Source organism: Plantibacter sp. 2H11-2, from assembly GCF_050031945.1.
In the GTDB taxonomy this organism is placed as follows: domain Bacteria; phylum Actinomycetota; class Actinomycetes; order Actinomycetales; family Microbacteriaceae; genus Plantibacter; species Plantibacter auratus.
On record NZ_JBNBBL010000004.1, the window covers coordinates 66353 to 92403 of the forward strand.

36 protein-coding genes are annotated in these 26051 nt (G+C 69.5%); 19 read left to right on the plus strand and 17 right to left on the minus strand.

Annotation, left to right across the window (positions count from 1 at the left end; genetic code table 11):
• Positions 1-101 precede the first annotated feature (101 nt).
• Positions 102-290, plus strand: coding sequence for a hypothetical protein (locus ACQG07_RS09810; RefSeq protein WP_426738144.1), 189 nt, complete (start codon positions 102-104; stop codon positions 288-290).
• Positions 291-340: 50 nt separating this feature from the next.
• Here the strand turns inward: ACQG07_RS09810 and ACQG07_RS09815 are convergent, their stop codons facing one another.
• Together ACQG07_RS09815 and ACQG07_RS09820 are read right to left on the minus strand one after the other, a co-directional pair.
• A complete protein-coding gene (locus ACQG07_RS09815; protein ID WP_426738145.1) occupies positions 341-1198 on the minus strand; it encodes an SDR family oxidoreductase in 858 nt (285 codons plus the stop codon).
• An 11-nt stretch (positions 1199-1209) separates the two neighbouring features.
• Entirely contained in the window at positions 1210-1437 is a 228-nt protein-coding gene (locus ACQG07_RS09820) for an RNA-binding S4 domain-containing protein (protein ID WP_124768382.1), read from the minus strand.
• Positions 1438-1537: 100 nt separating this feature from the next.
• Between ACQG07_RS09820 and ACQG07_RS09825 the strand changes: the two genes are divergently transcribed.
• The 8 genes from ACQG07_RS09825 to ACQG07_RS09860 all read left to right on the plus strand — a co-directional run bounded on the left by ACQG07_RS09825 (position 1538) and on the right by ACQG07_RS09860 (position 7428).
• Positions 1538-1684 carry a hypothetical protein gene (locus ACQG07_RS09825; RefSeq protein WP_157579891.1) on the plus strand — a complete coding sequence of 49 codons (147 nt, stop codon included), beginning with the start codon at positions 1538-1540 and terminating at the stop codon, positions 1682-1684.
• Positions 1685-1804: 120 nt separating this feature from the next.
• The gene (locus ACQG07_RS09830; RefSeq protein ID WP_426738146.1) at positions 1805-3001 is read left to right on the plus strand and encodes a M20/M25/M40 family metallo-hydrolase; all 1197 of its coding nucleotides are present in this window, start codon (positions 1805-1807) and stop codon (positions 2999-3001) included.
• A complete protein-coding gene (locus tag ACQG07_RS09835) occupies positions 2998-3894 on the plus strand; it encodes an oxidoreductase (protein ID WP_426738147.1) in 897 nt (298 codons plus the stop codon). Before ACQG07_RS09830 ends, ACQG07_RS09835 begins: the two co-directional genes overlap by 4 nt.
• Positions 3895-3939: 45 nt before the next feature.
• Positions 3940-5100, plus strand: a complete 1161-nt coding sequence (locus ACQG07_RS09840; protein ID WP_426738148.1) for a hypothetical protein — start codon at positions 3940-3942, stop codon at positions 5098-5100.
• 16 nt (positions 5101-5116) lie between these two features.
• Positions 5117-5686, plus strand: a complete 570-nt coding sequence (locus ACQG07_RS09845; RefSeq protein WP_137242572.1) for a hypothetical protein — start codon at positions 5117-5119, stop codon at positions 5684-5686.
• 45 nt (positions 5687-5731) lie between these two features.
• Entirely contained in the window at positions 5732-6247 is a 516-nt protein-coding gene (locus ACQG07_RS09850) for an ASCH domain-containing protein (protein ID WP_191940243.1), read from the plus strand.
• A gap of 36 nt (positions 6248-6283) precedes the next feature.
• A complete protein-coding gene (locus tag ACQG07_RS09855) occupies positions 6284-6769 on the plus strand; it encodes an NUDIX domain-containing protein (protein WP_229939788.1) in 486 nt (161 codons plus the stop codon).
• On the plus strand, positions 6766-7428 hold the full coding sequence (locus ACQG07_RS09860) for an HAD-IA family hydrolase (protein ID WP_426738149.1): 663 nt from the start codon (positions 6766-6768) through the stop codon (positions 7426-7428). Before ACQG07_RS09855 ends, ACQG07_RS09860 begins: the two co-directional genes overlap by 4 nt.
• Here the strand turns inward: ACQG07_RS09860 and ACQG07_RS09865 are convergent.
• The 6 genes from ACQG07_RS09865 to ykgO all read right to left on the minus strand — a co-directional run bounded on the left by ACQG07_RS09865 (position 7378) and on the right by ykgO (position 13079).
• Entirely contained in the window at positions 7378-9051 is a 1674-nt protein-coding gene (locus tag ACQG07_RS09865) for a RecQ family ATP-dependent DNA helicase (protein ID WP_426738150.1), read from the minus strand. The genes ACQG07_RS09860 and ACQG07_RS09865 overlap by 51 nt on opposite strands.
• A gap of 208 nt (positions 9052-9259) precedes the next feature.
• On the minus strand, positions 9260-10069 hold the full coding sequence (locus ACQG07_RS09870; protein WP_426738151.1) for a class I SAM-dependent methyltransferase: 810 nt from the start codon (positions 10067-10069) through the stop codon (positions 9260-9262).
• On the minus strand, positions 10066-10863 hold the full coding sequence (locus tag ACQG07_RS09875) for an ABC transporter ATP-binding protein (RefSeq protein ID WP_426738152.1): 798 nt from the start codon (positions 10861-10863) through the stop codon (positions 10066-10068). The genes ACQG07_RS09870 and ACQG07_RS09875 overlap by 4 nt, the downstream gene beginning before the upstream one ends.
• Positions 10860-11864 (minus strand): ABC transporter substrate-binding protein, encoded by a 1005-nt coding sequence (locus tag ACQG07_RS09880; protein ID WP_426738153.1) that lies wholly within the window; start codon positions 11862-11864, stop codon positions 10860-10862. Before ACQG07_RS09880 ends, ACQG07_RS09875 begins: the two co-directional genes overlap by 4 nt.
• Before the next feature lie 34 nt (positions 11865-11898).
• Positions 11899-12960, minus strand: a complete 1062-nt coding sequence (locus tag ACQG07_RS09885; protein WP_244650723.1) for a FecCD family ABC transporter permease — start codon at positions 12958-12960, stop codon at positions 11899-11901.
• Positions 12957-13079 (minus strand): type B 50S ribosomal protein L36, encoded by a 123-nt coding sequence (ykgO, locus tag ACQG07_RS09890; protein WP_064295097.1) that lies wholly within the window; start codon positions 13077-13079, stop codon positions 12957-12959. Before ykgO ends, ACQG07_RS09885 begins: the two co-directional genes overlap by 4 nt.
• A 281-nt stretch (positions 13080-13360) precedes the next feature.
• Here ykgO and ACQG07_RS09895 point away from each other — a divergent pair, with 281 nt between their 5' ends.
• A complete protein-coding gene (locus ACQG07_RS09895; protein WP_426738154.1) occupies positions 13361-13741 on the plus strand; it encodes a hypothetical protein in 381 nt (126 codons plus the stop codon).
• Between the two features lie 19 nt (positions 13742-13760).
• Here ACQG07_RS09895 and ACQG07_RS09900 read toward each other — a convergent pair whose 3' ends face one another.
• Entirely contained in the window at positions 13761-14663 is a 903-nt protein-coding gene (locus ACQG07_RS09900) for a serine hydrolase domain-containing protein (protein WP_426738155.1), read from the minus strand.
• A gap of 74 nt (positions 14664-14737) precedes the next feature.
• Between ACQG07_RS09900 and ACQG07_RS09905 the strand changes: the two genes are divergently transcribed.
• Positions 14738-15208: a hypothetical protein gene (locus ACQG07_RS09905; RefSeq protein WP_274499168.1), complete on the plus strand. Its 471-nt coding sequence runs from the start codon at positions 14738-14740 to the stop codon at positions 15206-15208.
• Between the two features lie 30 nt (positions 15209-15238).
• Here ACQG07_RS09905 and ACQG07_RS09910 read toward each other — a convergent pair whose 3' ends face one another.
• A complete protein-coding gene (locus ACQG07_RS09910; RefSeq protein ID WP_426738156.1) occupies positions 15239-16645 on the minus strand; it encodes an MFS transporter in 1407 nt (468 codons plus the stop codon).
• A gap of 60 nt (positions 16646-16705) precedes the next feature.
• Between ACQG07_RS09910 and ACQG07_RS09915 the strand changes: the two genes are divergently transcribed.
• Complete coding sequence (locus ACQG07_RS09915; protein ID WP_426738157.1) at positions 16706-17353, plus strand: TetR-like C-terminal domain-containing protein; 648 nt, start codon at positions 16706-16708, stop codon at positions 17351-17353.
• Here the strand turns inward: ACQG07_RS09915 and ACQG07_RS09920 are convergent.
• Complete coding sequence (locus ACQG07_RS09920; RefSeq protein ID WP_426738158.1) at positions 17312-17884, minus strand: RBBP9/YdeN family alpha/beta hydrolase; 573 nt, start codon at positions 17882-17884, stop codon at positions 17312-17314. The genes ACQG07_RS09915 and ACQG07_RS09920 overlap by 42 nt on opposite strands.
• Before the next feature lie 99 nt (positions 17885-17983).
• On the opposite strand from ACQG07_RS09920, the gene ACQG07_RS09925 reads away from it, so the two are divergent.
• The 4 genes from ACQG07_RS09925 to ACQG07_RS09940 all read left to right on the plus strand — a co-directional run bounded on the left by ACQG07_RS09925 (position 17984) and on the right by ACQG07_RS09940 (position 20096).
• Positions 17984-18439 (plus strand): Lrp/AsnC family transcriptional regulator, encoded by a 456-nt coding sequence (locus tag ACQG07_RS09925; RefSeq protein ID WP_426738159.1) that lies wholly within the window; start codon positions 17984-17986, stop codon positions 18437-18439.
• 105 nt (positions 18440-18544) lie between these two features.
• The gene (locus ACQG07_RS09930; RefSeq protein ID WP_191941229.1) at positions 18545-19051 is read left to right on the plus strand and encodes a GNAT family N-acetyltransferase; all 507 of its coding nucleotides are present in this window, start codon (positions 18545-18547) and stop codon (positions 19049-19051) included.
• Positions 19052-19126: 75 nt separating this feature from the next.
• Complete coding sequence (locus ACQG07_RS09935; RefSeq protein WP_426738160.1) at positions 19127-19663, plus strand: MOSC domain-containing protein; 537 nt, start codon at positions 19127-19129, stop codon at positions 19661-19663.
• A 76-nt stretch (positions 19664-19739) separates the two neighbouring features.
• Positions 19740-20096: a hypothetical protein gene (locus tag ACQG07_RS09940; protein WP_426738161.1), complete on the plus strand. Its 357-nt coding sequence runs from the start codon at positions 19740-19742 to the stop codon at positions 20094-20096.
• A 30-nt stretch (positions 20097-20126) separates the two neighbouring features.
• On the opposite strand, the gene ACQG07_RS09945 is transcribed toward ACQG07_RS09940, so the two are convergent.
• Positions 20127-20384 carry a hypothetical protein gene (locus ACQG07_RS09945; protein WP_426738162.1) on the minus strand — a complete coding sequence of 86 codons (258 nt, stop codon included), beginning with the start codon at positions 20382-20384 and terminating at the stop codon, positions 20127-20129.
• Positions 20385-20457: 73 nt separating this feature from the next.
• Positions 20458-20877 (minus strand): Lrp/AsnC family transcriptional regulator, encoded by a 420-nt coding sequence (locus ACQG07_RS09950; RefSeq protein ID WP_411557602.1) that lies wholly within the window; start codon positions 20875-20877, stop codon positions 20458-20460.
• A gap of 70 nt (positions 20878-20947) precedes the next feature.
• Between ACQG07_RS09950 and ACQG07_RS09955 the strand changes: the two genes are divergently transcribed.
• On the plus strand, positions 20948-21574 hold the full coding sequence (locus ACQG07_RS09955) for a LysE family transporter (RefSeq protein ID WP_426738163.1): 627 nt from the start codon (positions 20948-20950) through the stop codon (positions 21572-21574).
• A 36-nt stretch (positions 21575-21610) separates the two neighbouring features.
• On the opposite strand, the gene ACQG07_RS09960 is transcribed toward ACQG07_RS09955, so the two are convergent.
• Entirely contained in the window at positions 21611-22129 is a 519-nt protein-coding gene (locus ACQG07_RS09960; RefSeq protein ID WP_124768397.1) for a tetratricopeptide repeat protein, read from the minus strand.
• Positions 22130-22205: 76 nt separating this feature from the next.
• On the minus strand, positions 22206-22733 hold the full coding sequence (locus ACQG07_RS09965) for a GNAT family N-acetyltransferase (RefSeq protein WP_426738164.1): 528 nt from the start codon (positions 22731-22733) through the stop codon (positions 22206-22208).
• Positions 22734-22868: 135 nt separating this feature from the next.
• Here ACQG07_RS09965 and ACQG07_RS09970 point away from each other — a divergent pair, with 135 nt between their 5' ends.
• Positions 22869-24023 (plus strand): epoxide hydrolase family protein, encoded by a 1155-nt coding sequence (locus ACQG07_RS09970; RefSeq protein ID WP_426738165.1) that lies wholly within the window; start codon positions 22869-22871, stop codon positions 24021-24023.
• Here the strand turns inward: ACQG07_RS09970 and ACQG07_RS09975 are convergent.
• Together ACQG07_RS09975 and ACQG07_RS09980 are read right to left on the minus strand one after the other, a co-directional pair.
• Positions 24007-25026, minus strand: coding sequence for a helix-turn-helix transcriptional regulator (locus ACQG07_RS09975; protein WP_274499178.1), 1020 nt, complete (start codon positions 25024-25026; stop codon positions 24007-24009). The genes ACQG07_RS09970 and ACQG07_RS09975 overlap by 17 nt on opposite strands.
• Before the next feature lie 110 nt (positions 25027-25136).
• A complete protein-coding gene (locus ACQG07_RS09980) occupies positions 25137-25433 on the minus strand; it encodes a hypothetical protein (RefSeq protein WP_079704745.1) in 297 nt (98 codons plus the stop codon).
• Between the two features lie 100 nt (positions 25434-25533).
• Between ACQG07_RS09980 and ACQG07_RS09985 the strand changes: the two genes are divergently transcribed.
• On the plus strand, positions 25534-26046 hold the full coding sequence (locus ACQG07_RS09985) for a hypothetical protein (protein ID WP_426738166.1): 513 nt from the start codon (positions 25534-25536) through the stop codon (positions 26044-26046).
• Positions 26047-26051 lie beyond the last annotated feature (5 nt).

Below are 26051 nucleotides of genomic sequence, written 5' to 3' on the forward strand. Positions count from 1 at the left end.
TCCGTCGGAAGCGCGTCGCTGTGGAGCCGTAAGACGGGTTCGCACCGCTCGATGGCGTGCGGTTGCCGTTCGCGCACCATGACCTCATTGAGGACATCACGATGGAGCGCACCGCGCTGTCCGGGGGCGGTTTCGTCGACCTGGACGTTGTCGGCGAGTACTTCGCGAGCGTCTTCGTGAGCCCTGGGACGTCCATCTACTTCACGACCAACGACGTGTCCGAGTCGACGCACGTCGACCTCAGCCCCACGGAAGCGGTCGACTGGGAACTGGGGTTCTACGGCCGGTGATCCAGCGGAGCGGTCGTGCCCGGTCGGTCGATCGTCGGACGGGGGAGTCCTCAGTTCGCGTTCGCCCGCAGGTAGGTCTCGAGGTCCATCGGTGGGACACCGGTGACGTCCTCGATCGCTGGACTGACCTCGGCCATCACACCACTGGCGATGGCTGTATAGGTGCTCACCCAGGCGTCGACCTCCCAGTCGGGTGCGCCGTAGGAGGCTCGCGACGCGTAGGCCTCCTCGATCGTCTCGTCGTGGAAGGTGACCTCGCGGTCGCGCACCCGGCTGATCGTCGCGGCGACCTCGGCCATCGAGAGCGCCTCCGGTCCGGTGAGGTCGTAGGTGCGACCGGCGTGGGACGCCGGGTCGACGAGGATCGCCGCGGCGGTCCGCGCGATGTCGGCGCGTGCCACGAAGGAGGCGCGACCGTCCCCGGCCGGCCCGCGGATGACGCCGTCCTCACCCACGAGGGCCTCCATGAAGTCCAGGTAGAAGCCGTCGCGCAGGAACGTCCACCGCATGCCCGACGCTCGGATGTGCTCCTCGGTCGCATGGTGGTCGCGCGCCAGCGTGAACACGGCATCCGGTGCCGCCGCAGCGAACGAGGTGTACACGAGGTGCTGCACGCCGGCGGCGGAGGCCGCATCGATGAACGACCGGTGCTGGTCGACCCGGTCGGCGCTCTCGGCCGCCGACACCATGAACAGGGTGTCGACGCCCTCGAGCGCCGCGCGGGCAGCGTCCTGGTCCGTGTAGCTGAACGGGTGCACGGTGCTCTGCGGGTGCTGCAGCGCCTTCGCCGGGGTGCGCACCAGCAGACGCTGCGGGATCCCGCGAGCGGCGAGATCGTGCGCCACCAGGCCGCCGAGCACACCGGTCGATCCGGTGACGGCGATGGGTCGGGGTGTGCTCGGGTTCACGGGGGTTCCTCTCAGGGGCGGACGCGGACGGCGCGTCCCTCGATCGAGACGACGTCGTCGATCTGGAGCTGGCGACCACGTCGGAGGTCGACTTCGCCGTTGACGCTCACCACGCCGTCCGCGATGGCAGCCTTCACGTCGCCGCCGGAGTCGAGCAGACCGGCGAACTTCAGGAACTGCCCGAGTCGGATCGAGTCGCCGCCGATCGGGACGTCGGTGATGTGTGCCGGGTTCGTCATCCCCGAATGCTAACAAGGATGGGTTCGCTGGACTCGGGGACAGCATGTGGTTGTACTCTCAGCGGTACCGGGCCATCGTGGCTCGCAAAGGAGCAACACCATGGGCGAGAAGTCCGCACGGAAAGAAGGCGGCAAGACCGCACCCGCGAAGACGCTGAAGGAGAAGCGCACCGCGAAGGCCGACAAGAAGGCCGGCAATGCGCGTTCGGAGAACACCGACGCGGTCACGCGGGTCAAGAACCGCTAGTCCTGATCAGCGGCCCATCGTGGTCGGTGATGCGCTCAGGCGTCTGTCCCCTCACGGAGACGGGCGCCTGTTCTGGTCTTCAGGCGTCTCCGTGACGAGCCGTCCCGCTATCGTCGTGGCATGTCCGACCTCAGCCCCGGCGACGACGCGCTCGAGCTCGCCCGCCTGCTCATCTCGATCGACTCCGTCAGTCCGACTCTTGTCCCAGGGGCTCCCGGTGAAGGACGGATCGCGGCGGTGATCGCGCAGCGACTCGAGGGCGCCGGCTTCGTGGTCGACCTCGTGCCCGCGCCGGAGGACGCTCGCCGCGTCAGCGTCGTGGCCGTGCACGCGGGATCGCAGCCTGGTCGGACGGTCGTGTTCAACGGCCATCTCGACACCGTGGGCGTCGAGGGCATGGTCGACCCCTTCAACCCGCGGATCGCGGACGGCAAGCTCTTCGGGCGCGGCGCCAGCGACATGAAGTCCGGCCTGGCGGGGTTGACCGTCGCCGCGGAGCGACTCGCCGCGGCGGACCACCCCGGCACGGTCGTCTTCACCGGTGTCGCCGATGAAGAAGACGCGAGCGTGGGGGCCGCAGCCGTTCTCCGACACCTCGCTGTTCGTGGTGTGACGGCGGACGTGTGCCTCATCGCCGAGCCCACCTGGCTGGACCGCGTAGCGGCGCACCGGGGGTACGCAGTCGTCGAGGTGACGCTGCAGGGGACGGCCGCGCACTCGTCACAGCCCGGTCTGGCCGTCGATGCGATCCGCGCCCTCGGCGCGCTGCTGCAGGAGGTGGAGCGGGCCGACGACGAGCTCCATCGGCGAGCGGCCCACCCGTTGCTCGACCACGGTTCGTTCACCACGACGGTGGTGCGGGCGGGGAGTGCTCCGTTCACGATCGCCGCCGACGCGACCCTCGTCATCGAGCGACGCATCCTGCCGAGTGAACGCGCTGAGGACGCCCTCGTCGAGGTCCAGACGATGCTCGACGCGGTCGCCGCGAGGACGCCTGGTCTCCGGGTGGAAGCGCGACTGACCCATCAGCGCGAAGCATGGGAGGCGGACACGCAAGGGCCGGCTGCGCGGTTCGCCGAGATCCTCGCCGCCGAGCTCTCCCGGGACGTCGAGGCCGCACCGGCGGCGGTCGGCGCGCCATATTGGATGGAGTCGGCGCTCTGGCAGGCCGCCGGGATCCCGACCGTCGTGTGCGGCCCAGCGGGTGGCGGACTGCACGCCGTCGAGGAATGGGTGGACATCGACCAGCTCCGGCGGTTCCCGGAGGCGGTCATCGCCGCGACGATCGACTCGCTGTCCGAATCGAGCGAGGCATGACGCCCGGGGGACCCGACCGCGTCGCAGTGATCGGGCCGGGCGCGATCGGCACCGTGGTCGCGGCAGCGCTCCACGAACAGGGACGGACCCCGTTCATCGCGGGGCGGTCGAAACGGCCGGAACTCCAGCTCCAGGTCGACGACGAGACGCTGACGGTCCCCGGGCCGGTCCACACCGATCCGGCGGAGTCTCCGGGCACCGCGGACCTCGTCTTCCTGGCGGTCAAGGCGACCCAGACGGCCGCCGCTGCGGACTGGCTCGCCGCGCTGTGCGGCCCGGAGACGGTCGTATGCGTCCTGCAGAACGGCGTCGAGCAGCGCGAGATGGTGGAGCCACTCGTCCGAGCGGGAACGGTCGTCCCCGCGGTCGTGTGGTTCCCGGCCACCCGCGAGCCCGGCGGCCCGGTCACCCTGCTGAGCCCGCCGCGCCTGTCCCTGCCGGAGGCACCCAGCGCCATCGTCGTCGAGGACGCGCTGCGCGGCTCCCGCTGCACCGTCGAGGTCTCGACCGATTTCACGACCCTCGCCTGGCGCAAGCTCCTGCAGAACGCCGCCGCCGGACTCATGGCGTTGACCGGACGCCGATCCGGCATGTACCGCCGAGACGACGTCGCCCGCTTGGCGCTCGACTACCTGCAGGAGTGCGCTGCCGTCGCGCGGGCCGAGGGTGCGCGGCTGGACGATGACGAACCTCAGCGGCTCCTGGACCAGTTCCGAGCCGCCCCGGTCGACCGCGGGACGTCGATCCTCGCCGACCGCGAACAGGGGCAACCGCTCGAATGGGATGTCCGCAACGCGGTGATCCAACGGCGGGGGAGCGTGCACGGCATCCCCACGCCGATCAGCGACGTCATCGTGCCGTTGCTCGCCGCGGCGAGCGATGGACCCGGCTGAACCGCCAGCGGTGGTGGGATCGAGCGCTTCGATAAGGTCGAAAGCATGCTTCGTCTGATCGCCTTCGCGGCTCTCGGTGCTCTGCTCGGCGGCGTCATCGTGATCACCGTCGGTCCGCCCGACGTCGGGTACGCAGTCGCCGGTGTCGCACTCCCCGTCTTCATCATGACCTCGGTGCTCACGCTCGTGGCCCGGTCGGTGGGTAACGCCGTCGGTGCTTCGCCTCAGGCCGTCCAGCAGGCCAAGGACGCTCGTCGGCTCGGGGTCGCCCGCGTCGATGCGCTCCGTCAGACCGGCACCCAGATCAACGACCAGCCGCTGTGCGAACTCGACCTGACCGTCCAGCCGCTTCACGGAGCGGCGTTCGCGAGCACGATGCGCACCGTCGTCCCGCTGACCGCCATCCCGATGTTCCAGCCGGGCACCGAGCGCGATGTCGCGATCCTGCTCGACGGCGGCCCCGAGGTCGCCTTCATCGACGCCGGCGAGCTCGCTCCGGCGGAGCGGTCACGCCTCCGTGTGCCGCCACGCGGATCAGTTCCGTTCCTCCCCGTCGAGCCGCACCGGCGCATCGTCGACGGACGGCGACGCGGACCGTTGCTCGGCGTCGGCCGGGCCGGTCGTCCCGGCCGCTTCGCCCTGTTCGCGATCGTCGCCATCGCGGCAGCGGCCATCGTGGTCGTGCCGTACCACCAGTCCGTCGCGCAGGCGATCGCTGCCCTCGAGGACGGACGCCTCCGACCCGACCTCCGTCGCCCGGGGGCGCTCGCGGAGGCGCAGCGCGCGCTCCAGGAAGCGATCGGTCATGACCGTGTGGTGTCGATCACGGTCGCCGCCGATTTCGTCATCGTCCAGGCGCCGCTCACCGTGGGGGACACGAAGACCGATCGGTGGGAGTACCGGTATGGCCAGGTCACCAACGACGGCGCGGCGAGCATCCAACCCGAATCGGCGGCTGAGCAGTTCTCCTGGTCGGACGTCGCGCTCGACCGCGTCTGGGCGTTGATGCAGGACGGCGCAGAGCAGGTCGGCCTGCCCGTGGGTGACGCGCTCGCATACGTCGTCCGGTCGACCGACACCGACGTCGACAGCCCCACGTTCGCCCGTTCGGCCGGACCGCCGCAGATCACCTTCAGTGTCGGGGACGACTACGGTTCCACCTCGTTCGTCGCCGATGCGGACGGCTCGGGCCTCACCGCGCGGTGAGCGGCATACTGTCCTCATGAACGGTGCACCGCAGTCCTTCCCGCCACTCGTCGTCGGCTCCGACCCGGTGCGTACGGAGCGGGTGACCCGCCCGGCGTTCGTCTTCACCCTGATCGGAGCGGCACTGATCCCGGTGCTCGGGATGCTCCTCGCCGTGCTGACCACGACGTCCGGCGGATTCGCCCTCGGCATGCTGTCCGGACTGTCCTTCAGCGTCATCTCCTGGCTCATGCTGTTCGCGGTGGTGCAGTTCGCGACGGTCCGTGGAGCGCAGTCAGTGGCTCGCACGGTACTGACGCTCGACGCCGACGGCCTTCGTGGGAGCATCCCGCAAGGAGAGGTCTTCCTCCCGTGGGGAGCGATCGAGCGCATCTCGGTACGCTCACGCGGCAAGTGGCGGATCCTGACCTTCCACCTCGTCCCCGGTCTGACCGCGCAGTCTCCGGGCGTCTCGACGACCCTCCCGCCGAGGTCCTTCGCCGCGCTCGGCAAGCTCGGTTTCCAGGTCGGCGAAGTGGCGATCGACACACCCGTCGACACCGTCCTCGCCGCGACGAACGCGTTCACTGGAGGCCGTCTGCGCTGAGCCATGGTCGACGGGTCTGTCGGATGGTCTGGCACGATCGGATGTATGGACTCCGCACACGCCGCCAGCCCGGTCGCCGCCCCCGACGTCGATGCCGCGAGGACGATGTGGCAGGCGTATGCCGAGCATCGCGGCGGCGCGGGACTGGACGACGCCGACTACACGGTCGAGCACTTCGGCGACACGGCCGGGCTGGCCGACGAACTGCTCGACATCGTCCTGACCGGGCGGAAGCGGGCCACCGCCGAACTCGTCTCGGAGTTCGCGCACCGCGGGGACCCGCTACCGCGGATCGGGTCGCACTGGATCGCGTGCGACAGTACCGGGGCCCCGCGGATCATCATCCGCAGCACCGCGCTGCGCATCGGACCGTTCGCGAGTGCAGACGCCGCGTTCGCGTTCGCCGAAGGTGAGGACGACCGCACGCTCGAGAGCTGGCAGCGCGAACACCGACGCTACTGGGAGCGGACCAGCGCGGCCCGGGGTGCGGCGTGGTCGGAGTCCGAGGACATCGTCTTCGAGTACTTCGCCGTGGTGTGGCCGCCGGAGCACGCCGACTGACACGTTCCGGTCAGACCGGTTCCGTAGACTCCCCGCATGCCGATGTCCGACTACGTCGCCTCGATCCGCGCCCACATCGGGACCGGGTTCCTCATGCTCCCCGGGGTCACCGCGGTGATCAGGGACGGGGACCGGTTCCTCCTCGGTCGCCATCACCACTCCGGCCTCTGGAGTCTGATCGGCGGCGGTGTCGAGCCGGGTGAGGAGCCCGCCGACGCACTGCTCCGCGAGGTCCTCGAGGAGACCGGTGCCCGGGTCCGCATCCGCGGCATCGTCGGGGTGTACGGCGGTGAACCGATGATGGTGCGCTACCCGAACGGCGACCACGTCGGGTACGTCACCACCGCCTACGACTGCGAGCTCCTCAGTGAGGCGACCGCAGATCCCGAGGAACTTCTCGAACTCGGTTGGTTCGCTCGGGACGAGATCCCGACCCTGCCGCGACGCGATTGGATCGATCGCGTCATCGGCGACGCCCCTGGACATGAGTCGGCGGGTAGCGAGGAACGGGTCGGGTCGTGATCAGCGTCGTCCTGTTCGACCTCGACGGCGTGATCCGACACTTCGATCCGGCACCGGTTTCCGACATCGAGGTCAGGTACGGGCTGCAGCCCGGTGCGCTCGCCGGGATCGCCTTCGCGGCGCCGCTCATCGACGAGGTCACCACCGGCCGGATCACGAGAGTCGAATGGGTCAGCCGGATCGGACACCTCGTCGGTGACCAGGCGGCAGCTGAGGAATGGGGTGCTCAGACGTGGTCGGTCGACGACGCGCTACTGGACCTGTCCGATGAGATCCGCGCCGCCGGGCTGAGGACGGCGGTGCTCACGAACGGCACGGACACCATCGCTGCGGAGCTGGCGACGTCCGGCATCGCCGACCACTTCGACGCGATCTTCAACTCGGCGGACATCGGCTTCGCGAAACCCGACGTCCGAGCGTTCCAGCACGTGCTCGATGCGCTGCAGGTGCGGGGCGAGGACGTGTTCTTCACCGATGACTCGGCAGCGAAGCTCGCCGGAGCAGCACGCATGTCGATGTCCACGCACCGGTTCACGACGGTCGACGACCTTCGGGGTCGTCTGCACGCCGCGGGAGTACCGGTTCGCGGTGCGCAGGCGCCCGAGCGCTCAGGCAGAGGCGAGTTCCCTGGCCGTGAGGACACCGGTCTCGAGGGCTGAGAGCGCCACGACCTTGTAGCCCTCGGAATCGAAGAAGATGGTGACGCGATCCGGCTCGCCACCCATCACGGTGCCGGGACCGAACTCCTCGTGGTGCACCGCCTGGTCGACGCGCAAGGGGGAGGCGTCGCTGGCGCTGTCCGTCCCGGCGTGCTGCTGTGCCCGCTCCTGCTCCTGATGCGCTTCGTGCCGTTCGCAGCCGTCGCAGTTCCCGCACCACTCCGGGGCCTCGACACCGAAGTACTCCAGCAGGACCCGCCGACGGCAGTGCGACGTCTCGGCGTAGGCGCGCATCATGGCCAGCCGCGACTCCGCGATGCGTTCCCGCGACGCGAGCGTCTCGCGGACGGCGGCGACGGCTCGCTTGGGACCGACCTCCTGGACGGCCCGGATGCCGTCCACCGTGTCGACCAGCCGTGCGTCGGCGAGGTCGTTGACGAGCCTCGCGACGCTCCGTTGCGGCTGGTTGACCTTCGTCGCGAGATCGCCGACCGACAGGCCGGGCGTCGAACGGACGGCCCGCCAGACGGCGCGCAGTGCGGATTCCGACACCGAACGCTTGGTGAAGAAGCGCCGGAGACCGAGATCCTCCGCGCGGTAGTGGAGCGCGGTGGTGGCCGGTTCGCCGTCCCGCCCCGCACGACCGACCTCCTGATAGTAGGCGTCGAGCGATTCGGAGGTCGTGGCGTGCAGGACGAAGCGGACGTCTGCGCGGTCGATCCCCATGCCGAACGCCGAGGTGGCGACGACGACGTCGAGTTCGCCGGCGCGCCAGCGGTCGTGGACGGCGCGACGCTCCTTCGACGACAGGCCCGCGTGGTACGCGGCCACCTGTCGTCCGTCGGCGGCGATCTCCTCCGCATATCGGGTCGTCTCGGCTCTCGTGGCCACGTAGACCAACCCGGGTGCGGTCCAGCTGCGAGCCTCGTCGACGACCGCTGCCCGTTTCTCCGCTTCGCTCTCGTGGCGGCGCACGAGGAGCCGGATCTCCGGTCGGTCGACGCCGTGGACCTGGACGTCCGGGTCGTGCATGCGCAACCGTTCGATGATCTCCGAGCGGACGGGCCCGGAGGCGGTGGCCGTCATGGCGAGGACGGGCGGGTCGCCGAGGTCGTGACGGACGTCGGCCAAGCGGAGGTAGTCGGGCCGGAAATCGGTCCCCCACGAGGACACGCAGTGCGCCTCGTCGACGACCATCAGGGACACGCCGGCCACCCGGAGTCGAGCGACGGTCTCCTCGTTCGCGAGCTGCTCCGGAGCCAGCAACACGTAGACCGGGCCGCCCTGAGCGATGAGGTCCCATGCCGCGGCGACGGCGGCCGTCCCGAGCGAGGCGTTGAGCGCGACGGCCGGCGGTGCGTCCGGTGCGTCGGCGATCGAGGCGATCTGGTCGGCCTGCAGGGCGACCAGCGGTGAGATCACCAGGGTCACGCCGCCGCGCTGGGCGCCTGCGACCTGGTAGACGGCCGACTTCCCGCCGCCGGTGGCGAGGACCAGGAGCGTGTCCCGGCCGGCGACGGCCGACTGGATCGCCTCGCGCTGTCCCGGCAGGAACGTGTCCCACCCGAAGTCCTCGCGGGCGATGCGGGCGAGGGAAGCGGCGGACGAGCGAGAAGAACCCATGTCGGCGACGCTACCTCCGCGCACCGACGTGCAATTGACTCTTGACGACCGTGCCTGGCTCTGCAACAGCGATCCGTCGAACGCTGTCGGTGGCCTCGTCTACCGTGGGATCCGGTCGACGTCGCATCCTGAGCAGACAGTCCTCGGGCCTCACCGGTGAGGCTTGAGCGAGACATCTTCGCGACGTCGGCCCACCCCGGCGTGGCGATCAGTGCGGCATGATGCCGTAGAGCACGTGGTCGTCGAGGTACTGCCAGACGGTCCCGGTCTCGGCGAATCCCGCGCTGCGGAGCGTCTCGAGGTGGAAGCCGAGGGTGACCTTCGGCGGAGCCTGGTGGATCGACTCGCCCCAGACCTCGTCGCGTCGGCGGAGCGCGTCGGCGTAGCGCGGCGTGGCCGCAACCGCGTCCCACCAGTCGTCCCACGTGTCGGTGTCGCCCGAGAAGGTCTCCTGCTGCATCGCTTCGTCGTCGGCGCGGGCGATCCCGGCCAGGGTCGGTTCGTGGTGTCCGCCGTACAAGAGGTGATCGCCGTTCAGGACGATGCCGCCCGGCCGGATGAGTGCGGGCAGCGCCCGGTAGACCTCAACGAGCTCGGCGGGCTGCAACCAGTGCAGCGCGGTCGACGAGACCACGGCGTCGAATGGTCCGTCGCCGATCTGCGGATGCGTGATCCAGTCGCTCAGGGACAGGTCGACCTCGGCGATCGAGAGCCGCGGGTCAGCGGTCGCGAGGTCGGCGGCGATGGCGAGGAGCACGGGGTCCTTGTCCGCGACGACCGCCTGACCGTTCGGGACGGTCGCGAGGACGTGCTCGGCGAGGGAGCCCGTCCCGCCCGCGAGATCGAGGATGCGGGGCGCGGGCGAATCCGCGCAGATCGCCGCGACGACGCGCGCGATCGTGTCGAACCGCTCGGCTCGATGCCTGATGTAGCCGGTCTGCTGCGCATCCCAGCGCGATGCGAGGCTCCGAGCGGTCGCGAGCGTCGTCGCGTCGCCGGCTGAAGTGGATTCGGTCATGAGGACTCCTTGGTGTCGGGGCGGAGGTGTCGTTCGGGTGGCAGTGAGAATTCGAACCGCACCCGGCCGGCCGCGTCTTCGAGCCGCTGGGTGCTCACGTCGTAGACCCGGTCGATGAGGCCGGGATGCAGGACGTCGCGGGGCGGGCCTGCCCCGGCGACGCGGCCGTGGTGGAGGAGGACGAGGTGGTCGCAGACCCGTGCCGCGAGGTCGAGGTCGTGCAACACGACCACCACGGTGGGCGCGATCGTGCGCAGGAGTGCCACGACCTCCAGCCGATGTCTGAGGTCGAGGTGGTTCGTGGGTTCGTCGAGCAGGGCGTGCGGTGCGCGCTGCGCAAGCGCCCTGGCGAGTGCGACCCGCTGGAGCTCGCCGCCGGACAGGGTGGCCAGGCGGTCGAACGCGCGAGGGGTCAGCCCGACCGTGTCGATCGCACCGGCCACCTGCTCATCGTGCGCGGTGCCGCCGGCGCGCAGCACCCCTCGCTCGGCGAGACCACCCAACGACACCTCGTCGACGACGCGCAGCCCCGGGTCAGGGTCGATGCGTTGGCCGACCTCGGCGACCGTTCGGGCGATCCACCGTCGGCGCCGCGTACGGATGTCCTGACCGTCGACGGTGATGCGTCCGCTCACGACCGGGACGGCCCGCACCATCGCGCGCAGCAGCGTCGTCTTCCCGCCGCCGTTCGGCCCGACGATGCCGGTCACGCTGCCGGTCGGCGCGGTGAAGGAGACGGCGTCGAGCAGCGTTCGGCCGCCGGAGCGGACGGTCACCGCCGCGGCTTCGATCATCCCAGGCCGTCCAGGAGTCGGGCGAGCTCGCCGGGCCCCCGGACCGAAAGCACGCTCGGCGGATCCGTGTACGGGAAGCGGAGGGCCACGACTCGGTCTTCACGGACAGCACGCAGTCCGGAGACGCCCGGCGTGTTCAGGAAGGTGTCGATCGTGTCCTGCGGGTCGCCGCTCGAGTACAGCAGCACGATCGTGCCGGGATCGCGGGAGATGATGTCCTCCACGCTGGCATCGAAGACCCGCTGATCCGAGTCCGCGTACACGTTGGTGAGACCTGCGGCCGCGAAGACCGGGGTGACCATGCTCGGGCCGCCGTATGGTGACAGCACGGCGCCGCCGGACGAGACGTAGAGTGCCGCGGCCGTCCCCGCAGCGGGAGCAGATGACTGCACCGTCGCCTTCGCCGCGGCGATGGCTTGCTCTGCTTGGTCGCCAGCTCCGAGCAGACTTCCGAGTGACCGGACCTCGTTCCAGACCCGGTCGAAGGTCGCGGTCGTGCTGAGCTCCGGGTCCGGGTTCGAGCAGTACGCGGTGGGGGAGTAGACGGGGATTCCACTCGCCGCCAGGGCGTCGCGGTCCACGGCGTTCTCAGGGGCGATGACCAGATCAGGTGACGCGCCGAGGATGCTCTCCTGGGAGACGACCGAACCACCCGTCGCATTCTGCTCGGTGGTGAGCGGCGACAGGGCGTCGAGCGCGTAGTACGTGGCGTCCGCATACAGTCCGGGTTGCGGGGTCGCGGTGATGGCGACGATCCGGTCGACGGCTCTCAGCGCCTCCAGGTTGGGGAGCTCGTCGTCGTTCACGAGCACGATGCGTCGGGCGGGTGCTTCCAACGTGATCGTCGAACCGCAGTTCTCGATGGTGACCGGGAAGCCGGCGTCGCTCGGAGCGGGCGACGTCTCGGCGGCGGTGGTGGCCGTGCAGCCGCTCAGCAGGCCGAGCGCGAGCACGGGGACGGTCGCGGCGAGGAGCGCTCGCCGGAATCGGGGTGTGGTCATCGGTGTCTTCCGTTCTGATGGATGGGTGGGGAGCTCATGCCTCAGACCGGGCGCCTTGGCCCTGCCGGAGGAGCACGAGGAGGAACGGGGCGCCGAGGATCCCGGTGATCACGCCGACCGGGATCTCCTGCGGGGCGAACGCGGTTCGGGCGATGGTGTCGGCGACGACCAGGACGATGCCGCCGAGCAGAGCGGCGACCGGGATCACCGCCCGGTGGCGTCCGCCGACGAGTCTGCGCGCGAGATGCGGGATCACGAGACCGATGAAGCCGACCCCGCCGACGGCCGCGACCGTCACGCCGACCATCGCCGAGACGCCGACCATCAGTCCGATCCGAGCTCGCTCGGGATCGATCCCGACCGATCTGGCCGAGTCGTCGCCCGATGCGAGCGCGTCGGTCCACGGTGCGAGGACGATGAGGGCGCTGAGACCGATGGTCGCCGAGACGGCTGCGGCGAGGAGCGCGACCGGCTGCACCGACGCCAGCGACCCCAGGAGCCAGAACAGCACGGAGCGCGCCGCCTCCGGTGCGTCGCTGGAGAAGACGAGGAAGCTCGTGGTGGCGTTCAGTGCGTATCCGACAGCGAGCCCGGCGAGGACCAACCGCAGGGGCCCGCGGCGGTTCGCGACCCCGGCGAGCAGAACGACCAGCACCACCGCACCGATGGCCCCGGCCAGGGCGGCACCGGCGACCAGGAGTGCGCCGCCACCGCCGATGACGAGCACGACGAGGGCGACACCCGTCGAAGCGCCAGAGTTGAGCCCGAGCAGGTACGGGTCTGCGAGCGCATTGCGGACGAGGGCCTGCAGCATGACTCCGGCGACGGCGAGCACGGCGCCGGCGACGAGCCCCATGGCCACCCGCGGCGCTCTCGTGATCCAGACGATCTGATCGACCGAGTCCGGCCAGGGGCCGGGCGCGGCCCCGACGAGGTGCCGGGTGAGCACGCCGAGGACCGTCGCCGGGTCGATGGGGACTGGGCCGATCGCCACGGCGACCAGGATCGTCGCCACGGCGAGCAGGACCAGGCCGACGGTCATCGCCGCGTCATGCCGGCGGCCACGCCGGATGGACGCGACGACGACCTCGCTCAACCCTGACGCGCCTTGAAGCGCGGGTTGAGCTTGTTGATGACGAACACGCGACCGCGTCGACGCACCACTTGTGCGCCCGGCATCTTCTTGAGCGACTTCAACGAGTTCCGGACCTTCATGAACGCAGCCTCCGTATTGATAATGGTTATCAATACCATAGCGCGAGCAACGAACCGCTGTCACATCGGGCGGCCGCTCCGAGGTGTGCTCGCCCGACAGTGGGCGTGGTGCGCGGAACGACGGTGCCGCGGCCACGACCGCGATCACGACGATGATCGCCGTCGACCACGGTGCTGGTCCGCATGAGGCGTGGGTGGGTGGTGCGGTGGGGTTCGGATCCCGTGCACCGCGGGTGGTCCCGGCGCTGGTATCTTACGGATGGCGCCGACACCATCGGGGTATGACTCCGGATGCGGTGACGAGTGACGAGGTATCGATGCGAACGGTCGGCGTACTGGACAGTGACGACCGCGCCCGCGCGTCTGCCCTGTCCTGGCTCGGCTCCAACGCACCTGATCTGCAGGTGACGATCGCGGCGTCGTCCTGGGGCGAGATGCTCACGGACGACCGCTTCCCGCCGAGCGCGGTCGTCTTGTGCCCGCGAGCCGGGGACCGCGTCGACATCGCGTACAAGGCGCGTGTCTGCCGCATCCTCGACATCGACGTGGTCGTGCTCTCCGACGCTCCGCAGCAGGAGATCCGGTCGGGGCACCGGAGCGTCGGCGCCACGTTCGTCTCGACCGTCGAAGCGGCGGCGGGAGTGCTCCGCGCAGGAAGCTGACCCGCGCCCGCAGGCGGGCTCAGTCCGCGGTGTCGGTGAGGAGCGAGGACACGGAGGCCGCGATGCGGTCGGCCCCCTCGTGGTCTTCGGCCGTGATGGTGACCACAGCGTCGCCGGCGAAGACGACGAGCTGCCCATAGGCACCGTGGAGTCGCCAGGCCGCGCCCGGACCGTCCCATCCGGCGAGCGCATACCGCTCGTACCCGGCGCCGGTTCCGGAGGGCACCCAGTCGGCGTGCATGGCGTCGATCCACTCCGGTGACAGGAGTTGTTCGCCTGCCCACCGGCCGCGGTCGCGGATGAGTCGTCCGATTCGCGCGAGTTCCGTGGTGCTGAGCTGCAGCCCTCCGCCGGATGCGATGAATCCGCGGGGACACCGCTCCCAGGGCGCTTCGTGGATGCCGAGCGGTGCGAGGAGTCGCTGCTCGAGGTAGTCGCCGACGTCGCCGACCCGGGCCTCGAGCGCGCGCATCGCCGTGTAGGTGCTGGCGTTCGAGTACTGGAAGACGCGACCACGGGACGGCCTGCTCAGGAACTCGAGGGTCAGGTCCGGCCAGTCGGACAGCAGGGTCGGCGACCAGGGGAGGTCGACGCCGCTCGTCATGTTCAAGAGGCGCCGGAGGGTGACGTCGGCGGTGCCGTCGCCGAAGTCGGCTTCAGGGAACACGGCGCCCAGTGTGGTGTCCATCGCGATGAGTCCGTCGTCGATGGCGAGGCCGGCGGCGAGCACACACACGCCCTTCGCCGCGGAGTGGATGTCCTCACGGACGTCCTCGGTCCAGCGATGCCCAGCCTCGTCGTCACCGGCGAGCACGTGCAGGCCGTGCGCGCCGAAGCCCTGCTCGGCGACCTGCTGGACGATGCGGTCACGGAGGAGGGCTGCTCGGGTGGTGTCGGCTCGGATCGGGTCGGATCTGGTCACCGGTCCAGTCTGCCCGACGGGCGTCCCCGGCACCTACGCTGGAGACCTTGGTCCATTCGGGGAGGGATCGCATCATGCGTCGGACAATGCTCGGCCTCATCGGCATCGTCCTCGCCTGCGCGCTCGCAGGCTGTGGATCGTTGCAGATCAGGCCGGACTACGACACCACGAAGTCGGAGGCGCTCTCGCTCCGTGCCGAGTTCGAGGCGACGCTGCCTGCCGACAGCGCGTCGACGGGGGTCGAGGACGACGTCGACATCCAGTGCACCGGTGGCGCCGCGCAATTCAACGGGATCCTGACGGTCAGCGTCGCAGCGGACTTCGACCGTGCCGCCTGGTTGGACGATGCGGCCGCCATGTACGCCGGACGCGCGGGATGGAAGATGGAGAAGAAGGTCGCCGCGGATGGATCGTCAGACGCCACTCGGGCCGTGGCGTTCACGTCTGACGACGGGTTCTACCTGCGTCTCGGGGAGTTCGCCGACGCGCCCGAAGTGGGCCCGGTCATCGTGTTGTCCGCCTCGGGGCCCTGCAGCGTCCGCTGATCACGTCGGAGCGCCGGTCGCACGCTGCGCTCACCGTCGTAGGCCTTCGCCCGCCTTCGCCGTGTCCAGTCGTCCGGCGAGCAGGACGCCGAGGAGTCCGAGTGCTGCGGTCAGCCCGAACACCGCGAGGAAGGCCGGTGTCGCGGCGCCGAGTCGGGCGACGAACGCCCCACCGACGCCGGCGATGGTCGCGGTGGCGAGCGTCTGCGCGAGCTGGAGACTCGCGCTGATGCTCCCCGCGGTGTCGGCCGGAGTCGCCGCCATCGTCGCCGAGGTCGCGGCGTTGAAAGCGACGCCCATGCCGATCCCGGCGATGGTCCAACCGATGATGGCCCAGCCCGGCCACACGCCGGGCAGTGCGACGGCGATGCCCATGAGCGCCTCGCCGCCGACGAGCGCGAGGATGCCGGCGCGCGTCGACCGTGTGCGTCTGCCGGGCCGCGCAGTGTCGATCCGCGCCTGCACGAACGACCCGACGGTCCAAGCGAGCGCGCCGGCGGCGAGACCCAGGCCGGCGGGGGTGACGTCGAGTCCGTGGACGCTCGTCAAGCCGAGCGGCAGGAAGGCCTCCGAACCGAAGTAGACACCGCACAGGATGAATCGGATGACGATCCCCACCGGGGCGCCACGGCGGAGTCGGAGGGTGCCGGACGGCAGGATCCACCGCAGCGCCAGGACAGCGCCGACGAGTCCGCCGACGATCAGTGCCGCGAGAGCGGGGAGGGCGTCCAGTTCGAGCCCGAGGAGCACGGCTCCAGTGCCGGCGGCGAGCAGGATCGAGAACCACACCGGCGCCGGGAGGCGACGCCGTGAGCCGGATGTCGAGCGCTGTTCCGGACGCGACAACCGTCGTGCGCCCGGGAGTACGAGCGGGAGGAGGACGAGCGTGAGCGGTGCGATCGACCAGAAGACGACACGCCAGTCGAGGAGCGAGGTCAGCGCTCCGGCGAACACCGGTCCGATGAGCGACGGGATCGTCCACGCTGAGGAGAGGAACGCGAACATCACGGCCTGCAACCGTGCCGGGTAGGCGATGCCGACGAGGCTGTAGGCGTAGGCCATGATGGCGCCGATGCCCAGTCCCTGGAGGGCGCGGGCCGCGATGAAGACGCCCCACCCCGGGGCGAGTCCCGCGAGCAGGCAGCCGAGCGCGAAGACGATGGTGCCGACGAGGACGGTTCGGGCCGGCCCTCGTCGGTCGATGTCGGTGCCCGCGACGACGGTGCCGACGATGTTGGCCAGCATGAGCGCCGAGAGCCCCCAGCCGTAGCCGCCCAGGCCGCCGAGCTCCTCGGCGACCGCCGGGAGGATCGTCGCGACGCCGAGCGATTCGAACGCCACCGCACCGACGCTCGCGAGGATGCCGATCGTGAAGCCTCTGAACCGTGGTGAGAAGACCCCTCCGGTGTCGTCGTCGGTCATCGTGTCATCGGTCATCACCACTCCCCCGGTTTCATTCCACTACGGAACGTAATGAATCTAGAGTACGATCATGGAATGGAGCAAACGGAGCGTGTGGATGCGTCCGCGACGAGCCCGCCACCGCCGGGTCGCCCGCGCGACACGACGATCGACGCGAGAGCGACCGCCGCGGTCGTGGAGATGCTCACCACCGTGCCCTACAGCGCCCTGACGCTGGAGGGGGTCGCGGCGGCTGCCGGCACGAGCAAACCGGCGTTGCGGCGCCGCTGGGGCAGTCTGCCCGGGGTCGTCGTGCACACGCTCATCTCCGTGCTCGGCACGACGCCGACGCCCGACACCGGGTGCGTCCACTGCGACCTGATCACCGGCATCTCCACCCTGGCGGACGCCTTCCAGGGCTCCCCGATCACCCGGGCGCTTCCGGGGCTCGTGTCCGACCTCGAGGCGGATCCGGCGTTGCGCGAGGTCTTCCGCCGCGACTACTTCGAGGCTCGCCGGGCGACCTCTCGAGCGGTACTTGAACACGCAGTGGAGCGCGGCGACATCCAGGGCGGCCTCGACATGGAACTCACGCTCGACCTCCTGGCGGCCCCGCTCTACTACCGTGCCTTCTTCGGGCACCAGCCGATCGACGACGGCCTGGCCGAACGGACCGTGCTGAGCGTCCTGAACGGCGTCGCGTCAGCCGACTGGCAGCGCCACCACCGAGCGCGGCCCGCCTGAGATCCTCCCGACCCCCGCGCTGAACGCGGTCAGCAGTCGCTGGCCCTCCGGCCAAGCACCGAGTCCACTGGCGGAGTTCACGTGGCCCTGCCGCCCGATGCCGATCCGAGGTACGCCCCACATGGTGGCGAACTCGGCCGCGCGCGCCTCCGAACAGTACGGGTCGTCGTCACTGGTCAGGAGCACTGCGGGTACGGATGGCCGGACATCGAGATCCTCGGCGAACGCAGCGGCGACCCTCGGGAACCGCGGCCCGTCGGGATCGGGGGCGGCGACGAGGAACAGCCCGGCGACTCGTGCAGGGTTCGCCGCCGCCCAGCGGACGGCCAGCAGACACGAGAGGCTGTGGGCCACCAGGATCGCCGGTTCGTCCGCCACCGCCCGGTCGAGCGCAGCGGACCAGTCGTCGAGATCCGGGTCGTCCCACGAAGCCGGTGCGAACCGTCGGATCGCTGGCGTCGCGCGCTCCCAGTGGGACTGCCAGTGGGCGTCGTCGGATCCACCGATCCCGGGCATGGTGATGATCGACATGGGATTCCTTCGTCGTGGCTGGGTGATCTGCCCTCAGCGTGCCAGTCGAACGCTCGGTGTCAGCAGCTGGAGCGTCCTCATCCGTTGTTTACTAAGCAGATGACGGACGATGCTTCGCTTTCCTTCGATCGAACGGATCAGACGATCCTCGACGTGCTCCAGGTCGACGGGCGAACCACGATGACCGACCTCGCCCGGCTCGTGCATCTGTCCCAGCCGGCGGTGTCGGCGCGGGTCCGCAAGCTCGAGCTCGCCGGCTACATCACCGGCTACGGGGCGCGGGTGTCGCCGCAGACGCTCGGGCTCACGACGCACGCCGTCGTCCGACTCCGGACGACCCACGCGCAGATCCAGGCGTCACTGAACCAGTTCGACGAGCTGCCGGAGATCCACCGGATCTACCGCGTGACCGGCGAGGACTGTTTCGTCCTCGACGTGCACGCCCCCTCGCCGGAACGCCTCGAGCAGATCATCGACGCCATCGGCCGGTTCGGTCCCGTCAGCACGGCCCTGGTGCTGCGCGAGTACCGGGCCCACCCCATCGCCAGCCGCTGAGTCTCGCTCAGCGATACGCACGTCGCATCGGGGTGGTCGAGTGCGCCCGGCGGCGACTACCGTTGACGGGTGTTCACCGTGATCAACCTCGCCGACGGCATCGACATGCGGCCCTTGGAACTCGGCGACGCGAGGGAACTCGCTGCGGCGTACTCGCGGAACCGCGACCATCTGGCCCCCTGGGAGCCGGCTCGATCCGACGAGTTCTTCACCGAGGCCGCGCAATCGGCTGACCTCGCCAGCAAGCTCGCGTCGAGTGCCGCCGGGAGCGGATACTCGCTCGGCCTGTTCGACGGCACGACCATCGTCGGCAGGTTCAACCTGTCGGGGATCGTCCGTGGCCCGTTCCAGAACGCCGGGTTGGGCTACTGGGTGGACGCGGGGTACGCGGGCAAGGGCCTCGCGACGGCCGCCGTGCAGGCGATCGTCCGGGTGGCGCGCGACGACCTCGGCCTGCACCGGGTCGAGGCGAGCACCCTGCTGCACAACCACGGTTCGCAACGGGTGCTCCGCAAAGCGGGGTTCGAGCACATCGGCATGGCTCCGTCGTACCTGCGGATCGCCGGGACCTGGCAGGACCACAACCTGTACCAGGTGATCCTGCACCGCTGAGTGTGCCAGCTCGCGCGCCGGGACATGAGTATCGGGGACTTCCGTCGGTCCTGTTCGCCCAGGCAGACTGGGGAGATGACAAACGCCCGTGTCGTCTCGGTCAGCAGCGACGATGAGCACCGTTTCTCCAAGCCGCGGCGGGACGCGATCACGCTCGTCGCTGGTCTCGGTGTCGAAGGCGACGCGCATTTCGGTGCGACGGTGCAGCATCGATCCCGGGTGAGACGCGATCCCACGCAGCCCAACCTCCGGCAGGTCCACCTCATCCACCAGGAGCTGTTCGCGGAGGTGGACGCCGACCTCACCCCGGGTGAGCTGGGCGAGAACATCACCACCGAGGGACTGGACCTCCTCGACCTCCCCGAGGGAGCCGTGCTCCGGCTCGGGACGGACGCCGTCGTCGAGGTGACGGGGCTTCGGAATCCCTGTGTCCAGATCGACCGCTTCGAACCAGGCCTGCTCAAGCAGGTCGTCGGTACGGACTCCGAGGGCCGCACCGTCCGCAAGACGGGAGTCATGGGTGTCGTGCTCGCCGGCGGTGTCGTGCAGCCCGGTGACCCGATCACCGTGGAACTGCCGGACGGAGCCCGCGAACCGCTCGCGCCGGTCTAGAGACAGGCCGCGGTAGCGTGATCACACCGCCCGTGCTCGATCAGGGCTCCGGTCAAGACAGGTGGAGGATGCGTTCGTGAAGCGGTATGCATTGGTCGTGCCGATCTCCGCCTGGATCTGGGCGAGAACGTTCTTGGTCGTCTGCATACTCCTGGTCATCGCGGGTGTTTCCAGTTCCATCATGCTGGTGGTCGGAGCTGCGTGGGATGTTCCCTTCGCCGCAACGGTCATCCTGATCGTCGTGAGCTACGCCGGCGAAGCGGCGTTCAAGCGAGCAGATCAGCGGGAACGCCGCGCGGGCTACACGACGCTCAGGCTCAAGTATCAGGAGTTCGACCAGGTCGACCCGAGGACCGGGATCGTGGTCCGGCCGGCAGGCGAGCAGTTCCTATCGCGCGCTGCATGGGAGGCCCGCGCCCAGCGCGCTCGCTGAACCGTCGCAGGGACATGGGGCATCGCTGAGTTAAACGACGTCGTCCTCGTCATCGACCCACTCGCGCGCGGTCGTCATCGTGACGGCGTGGGTGTAGCCGTTCAGCTCCTTGAAGAACTCCGCGGCGTTGTAGGTGTCACCGATCGACCTGACGCACCACGAACCGTCGTCCAGCTTCACCATCATGAAGATAGCCTCGGCCTGTGTGCCTTCAGGGAGCGGAGCGGCAGTCAGATCGCCGACCAGGTCCCGCAACGGCACATACGGTCGCTTCTCATCTGTGGACATGACGGCTCCTCCTCTTCGCTGGACGGTCAAGGCGACGGTATCTGCGCCGGCAGGACGGTTTCGGGTTTCGGATCTACCGGAGCGCCAGCCGCGTTTGCGTGTGGGTCGCGCCGCCGTCGTTCTTCATGCTGCGGAGGAGGCGGTCGAGGGCGGCAGTGCCGGCGACGCGGATGTGGACGAGGTAGTCGTAGGCGCCGGTGACGTGCACCGCGTCCCTGATCTCGGGGATCCGTCGGGTCCACTCCAGGAACTCCTCCGACTTGCGCGCGGGGTCGAGTCGGACGTCGATGAACGCCTCCAGGCCGTCCTCAGCGACCGGGGCATCGGAGCCGAGGATCGCTCGGTACCCGGTGATGACGCCGCTGTGCTCCAGGCGACGCACACGGGCCGCCGTCGCATTCGTGCTCAACCCGATCTGACGGCCGAGCTCACTGAACGATGTCCTCGCGTTCAGCTGCAGCACGCCGATGATTGCACTGTCGAGATCGTCCATGCGACACAGTATGCCGTCTCACTGCCGGAACGCACTGTCGGGACCAGTGCGCTGCGCCAGAGTCGTCGGCATGGATGTCCTCCTCGCCCTCCTCGCCGGTTCCGTCGCCGGCCTCGCTCTGGCCGCGCCGCTCGGGGCGATCGGGCTCCTGCTCCTCCAGGAGGGCATCACGCGCGGGCTGCGCCGTGGACTTCCTGCGGCGGCTGCCGTGGCGACGGTGGACGTGTCGTACTGCACGGCCGCCGTCGCTGCCGGTGCGCTCGCCGGACCCATCGTGAGCGGCTGGTCTCCCTGGCCGCAGCTCCTCGGTGGTGTCGCCGTCATCGCGCTCGGAGCGCACGGTCTCCTGCAGGGCCTCCGTGCGAAGCCGTCAGCCGGGGAACGGCCCGCAGGCCGCTCGGGCACCTCGCGTCAGCGCTACCTGCTCTTCCTCGGCCTGACGGCGATCAACCCGGCCACGCTGGTGTACTTCGCGGCGATCCTGACCGGGCTGGCCGAGTTCACGGAATCAGGGTCGACGGCGGTCGCCTTCATCGTGGGTGTCGGGCTCGCATCCTTCGGCTGGCAGGCGCTGCTGGTCGCGCTCGGAGCCGGACTCCGGCGGAGGACGGGCGCATCCTTTCGGAGGTGGACGGCCGTTGTCGGCAACGGTCTGATCGTCGCATTCGGTGTCGTCCTCATCGTCCAGGCGGTGTGAAGATGTGAGGCCGATGGTCTGGGGGCGTCGGCGCCGTCAGTCCTCCGTCGTGGACCGGGGCTCCTCCAGTGACCGGAGGTACTCGGCGTTGCCTCGCAGGGCCGGCTTGTAACGCGTGAGCTCAGCCGCGTCGACGTGCTCGGCCAGGAGTTCGAGGAGGCTCGACAGCGCGGCGTTCGACCGCCCGGAGGCGTGGAGGGTGAGGGCTTCGAATGCTCCGAGCGCGACTGACTCCGGGAACTCGGCACGCGCCCGTGCGAAGACCTCCAGCGACTCATCGATCCGGTCGAGGTTGCGGAGGGTGCTTCCGTACTGCAGGTAGCAACGGCGACGGATGTCTCCCGCCAGGCCGCTCTCCATGGCCCTCTCGTAGAGGTCGAGTGCTCTCGCCTCCTCGCCCGCGGTGTCGTAGGCGCCACCGAGCTCGTAGAGGACTCTCGGGTGGTGAGGGTGCTCGTCGTAAATGGGCAGCAGCGCTTCGATGGTCGGACCCATGTCAGCCCGGTCTCGAGCCGCGAAGATGCTGTCGAGCTGTGCGTCGAGCGTGTGCGTCATGGTCGATTCTCCGGGAGCGATCGGGCTGGATTCGGTGGAGACAGGCTATCGGGCGTGCCGAGCTGGACCCTCGGCTTCAGGAGCGCTCGTCGTGAGACGGCGATTCCCAACGGACCTCGCCGTCCTCGATGCTCGATGTCGGGCGTAGGCCCTGGCGGTACGCCACCCGCTGAGATGCCGTGTGCTCCGGATGGATGTGCGCGGTGAGCCGGGTGACCCCTTGAGCATGCAGCCAACCGATCAGAGCGGCCGTCGCTTCGGAGGCGAAGCCTTTGCGTTGGTGGGCTGGATCGACGACCCACGCGATCTCGGCCAGCGTGTCCTGGGCCTGGGACGTCACGGTGGCCTGGACGAACCCAACGAGCGCGCCGGTGTCGTGCCGCCGCGCGATCCAGTTGAACCAGGCTTGCGAGCCGTCGGCCGGCCCGCGGATCTGGGCGGCGTATCGAGTGGAGAGTGCGTCGAGCGTCGGCGGCTCTCCGCCGGTGAACGTGTACAGGGAGGGGTCGGAGAGGACGTCGACCATCGGCCGGGCATGGTCGAGCGACAACGGCTCCAGCGCGAGGCGCTCGGACACCAGCGGTTCGATCACAGGCCATGGCATGAATCGAGCATCGCACCCATCGCTGTCTGTCGCTCCGCGCATCTCAGCGGAGGACAGGTCGTGTCCTCGTTCGTTCCTATCGTCGCTGCTGTGACGTGGCTCGCTCGAGCCCGCACACGATGGAGGGAACCTGTGATGCACGCCGATATTCAGCCGTTTCGAATCGACATCCCCGCGAGTGCGGTGGACGAGCTCAGCCGCCGGCTCAGAGAGACACGTTTCCCGCCGGCCCTGCCGCGCGACGATTGGGCGACGGGAGTCCCGGTCGGCTACCTCCGCAGACTGCTCGCGTACTGGGCTGAGACCTTCGACTGGATGGCGCAGCAGGCGGCGTTGAACGAGTTCCCGCAGTTCACGACGGTGATCGATGGGCAGACCATCCACTTCCTCCACATCCGGTCGATGGTCGACGGGGCGTTGCCGCTGGTGCTCACGCACGGCTGGCCGGGCTCGTTCGTCGAGTTCCTGGACCTCGTCGGCCCGCTCACCGACCCGGAAGCGCACGGACGGGACGCGGCGGACGCCTTCGATGTGGTCATCCCCTCCCTGCCTGGATTCGGATTCTCGAGCCCGGTCGCCGAGGGTGGTTGGGATGCGGCCCGTATCGGACGGACGTGGGCGACGCTCATGGAACGGCTCGGCTACGAGCGGTACGGCGTGCAAGGCGGGGACATCGGGGCTGCCGTGTCGCCCGAGGTCGCGAGAGCGGCACCGACGCGCGTTGTCGGTGTGCACGTCAACGGATCGATGGGTATGCCGCTGGGCGCTCCGAGCGAGGCGGACCTCGCCGCCTTCACCCCGTTGGAGCTCGACCGTCTCGCCCGGGTCCAGGCCTTCATGCAGGACGAGTTCGGCTACATCGCGATCCAGTCCACCCGACCCCAGACGATCGCGGCCGGGCTCGTCGACTCCCCGGCCGGCCAGCTGGCATGGATTATCGACAAGTTCCAGGCGTGGACGATGCCGCACGAGGCGCTCCCGGAGACGATCATCGACCTCGATCGCATCCTCACCAACGTGTCGCTCTACTGGTTCACCGAGACCGCCGGCACCGCCGCGTACATCGGGTACGCGCAGCATTCGGCGTGGGGAGCGGCCAGTGAACCGTCCGGCGTTCCGACGGGAGCCATCATGTTCGCGCACGACGTCGGGATCCGCCGCTACGCCGAGCGCGAGAACACCATCACGCGGTGGACCGACGTCACCGACCGCGGTGGCCACTTCGCCGCCCTCGAAGAGCCGGCGCTCCTCATGGACGATCTGACCGAGTTCTTCAGGCCGCTCCGGTAGCACTGGGCGGGTCGGCCTGCTGGTTCGGCCCGCCCGAGCCGGGCCGGCTGGCTCGGTGCGCTTGATCGGCCACCCGGCCGAACGCATTGCGCAGCTCGTCGGGTTCGACGACTTCGACGTCGGCCTGCATCAGCAGGAGCCATCTGGCGATCGCGTCGTAGCTGTCTGCTCCCGCGCGCACCACCGTGACCTCGGGCGACTCGGCTTCGACGGATCCCCAGGCCGGAGCGACCCACCGCCGCACCGCTTCGCTCGGGGCGTGCACGCGGACGGTGGCGCTGACCTGTTGCCATCCGAGCTGGAGCCGTCGCGTGACCCAGCCCTCGAGGTCCGCATCGGGGAGGACGCGTGTCCTGGCCGGCAGCTCGGAGACCACGAGGTCGGAGATCCGGTCGACGCGGAACGAGCGCCAGTCTTCGGCGTCGATGTCGAAGGCCATGACGTACCAGCGCCGCACGGTGTTGACCAGGGCGTGCGGCTCGACCCGGCGCGGTCTCGAGTCGCCGTCTCGCCCGGTGTAATGGAACTCCACTCGGCGTCGAAGCAGACACGACCTCGCCAACTCGCCGAGGAGACCGATGTCGACCGCCGGGTGCTCGATCGGATCCAGACCGTCCACCGGGGCATCGACGGTGACCTCCGCCACCGCGTCGAGTACCCGGCGCGCCCGGGGCGGCAGGGAGGCCGCGACCTTCTCGAGCGCGCTGGTGGCGAGGGTCTGGTCGGCGTCCTCCTTCCACCGCCGAAGGGCCAACGCGCACGCGAGTGCCTCCTCGGTCGACAGGAAGATCGGTGGGAGCACCGCCCCAGCCTCGATCGAGTACCCGCCGTCGACACCCAGCCGAGTGTCGATCGGGTAGCCGAGATCGCGGAGCCGGGCCACGTCTCGACGCACGGTCCTGGTCGTCACCCCGAGGTCGCGCGCGAGGCGCTCGCTGGCAACGAAGCCGTTGCGCTGGAGCATCCCCAGCAGCTCGAACGTTCGCGACGTCGTATCCCACATGGACCCATCATCCTGCGGAGGGAGGACACACGCTGTCCGCTGGTGAACCTGTGGGCGTCTAGCTTCCGCTCGCGCCCGCTCGACAGTGGATGGCGTCTCCGGCTGCGGGTCTACAACAGTGCGGGCCGTTCCTGGTCGCGAACCTCGAACCGGACGCTGCCACCGTCGATCAGGGCGTCGAGTTCCTTCTTCTCCATGCGAGGACAGGCGACAGGGTCGAGGAAGACTCTGGCGCCGCGGTCTTCGACGACCTCGTCGCCGATCTCGGGCTCGGTGGCGAGATCGACCGCGAAGTGCGACGCACGCTCCGCTTCGGATCGGATGCGAAGACCGCCGGTGCGTGGGTCGTCGGTTCGGGTTGCGAGCGTCCGGATGACCGTGACGGCGTTCTGGGTCAACGTGAGCATGGTGTTCCTTCCGGTGATGAGTCGGCTTTCCCTTTCAGCTTGAGGTGATGTGTGCATGAGTGCAACAGTTGCCCTGTACCGATACCGAATGGAGATGTCCGTGGACGACCTGAATCTGCTGGAGGCCGCCCAGCGACCGCTCCAGAACGAGCTACTCCAGACCGCTCGACGATTGCTCGACGCTCGGACGTCCGATGATGATCGTGCGGCCGCGATCAGTCACCTTCGCGACGAGTCCGAGGACGCCTGGGAGCGATGCAACGCGTTCTTGCTGGCGTACGCGATCAGTCGATGCTGCGAGCCTGCCGAAACCGTCGATGACCGGGCCGTCCGATCTGGCCTGCATGACCGGTTCGCAGACGAGTTCATCGATGCGGTCGCCTCGGGACTGCCGGCGCTCGCCCTCGAGTGCTGGACTCATCCGCCGATGCTGATACCGCCGTTGCCGCCGATGGCGAAGCAGACCGCGATGCTCGTGGCGGTGCTGGATGAGGCGATTCGGCGCCAGGTCGGCCAGGCGGGTCCGCAGCCCCTCGTCGATGCGTTCCCCGACGGGGTCTGGATCGAACTCTCCGACGATCCCGCGCACGTCGGCGCCAACACGGAGCCGTAGCGGGC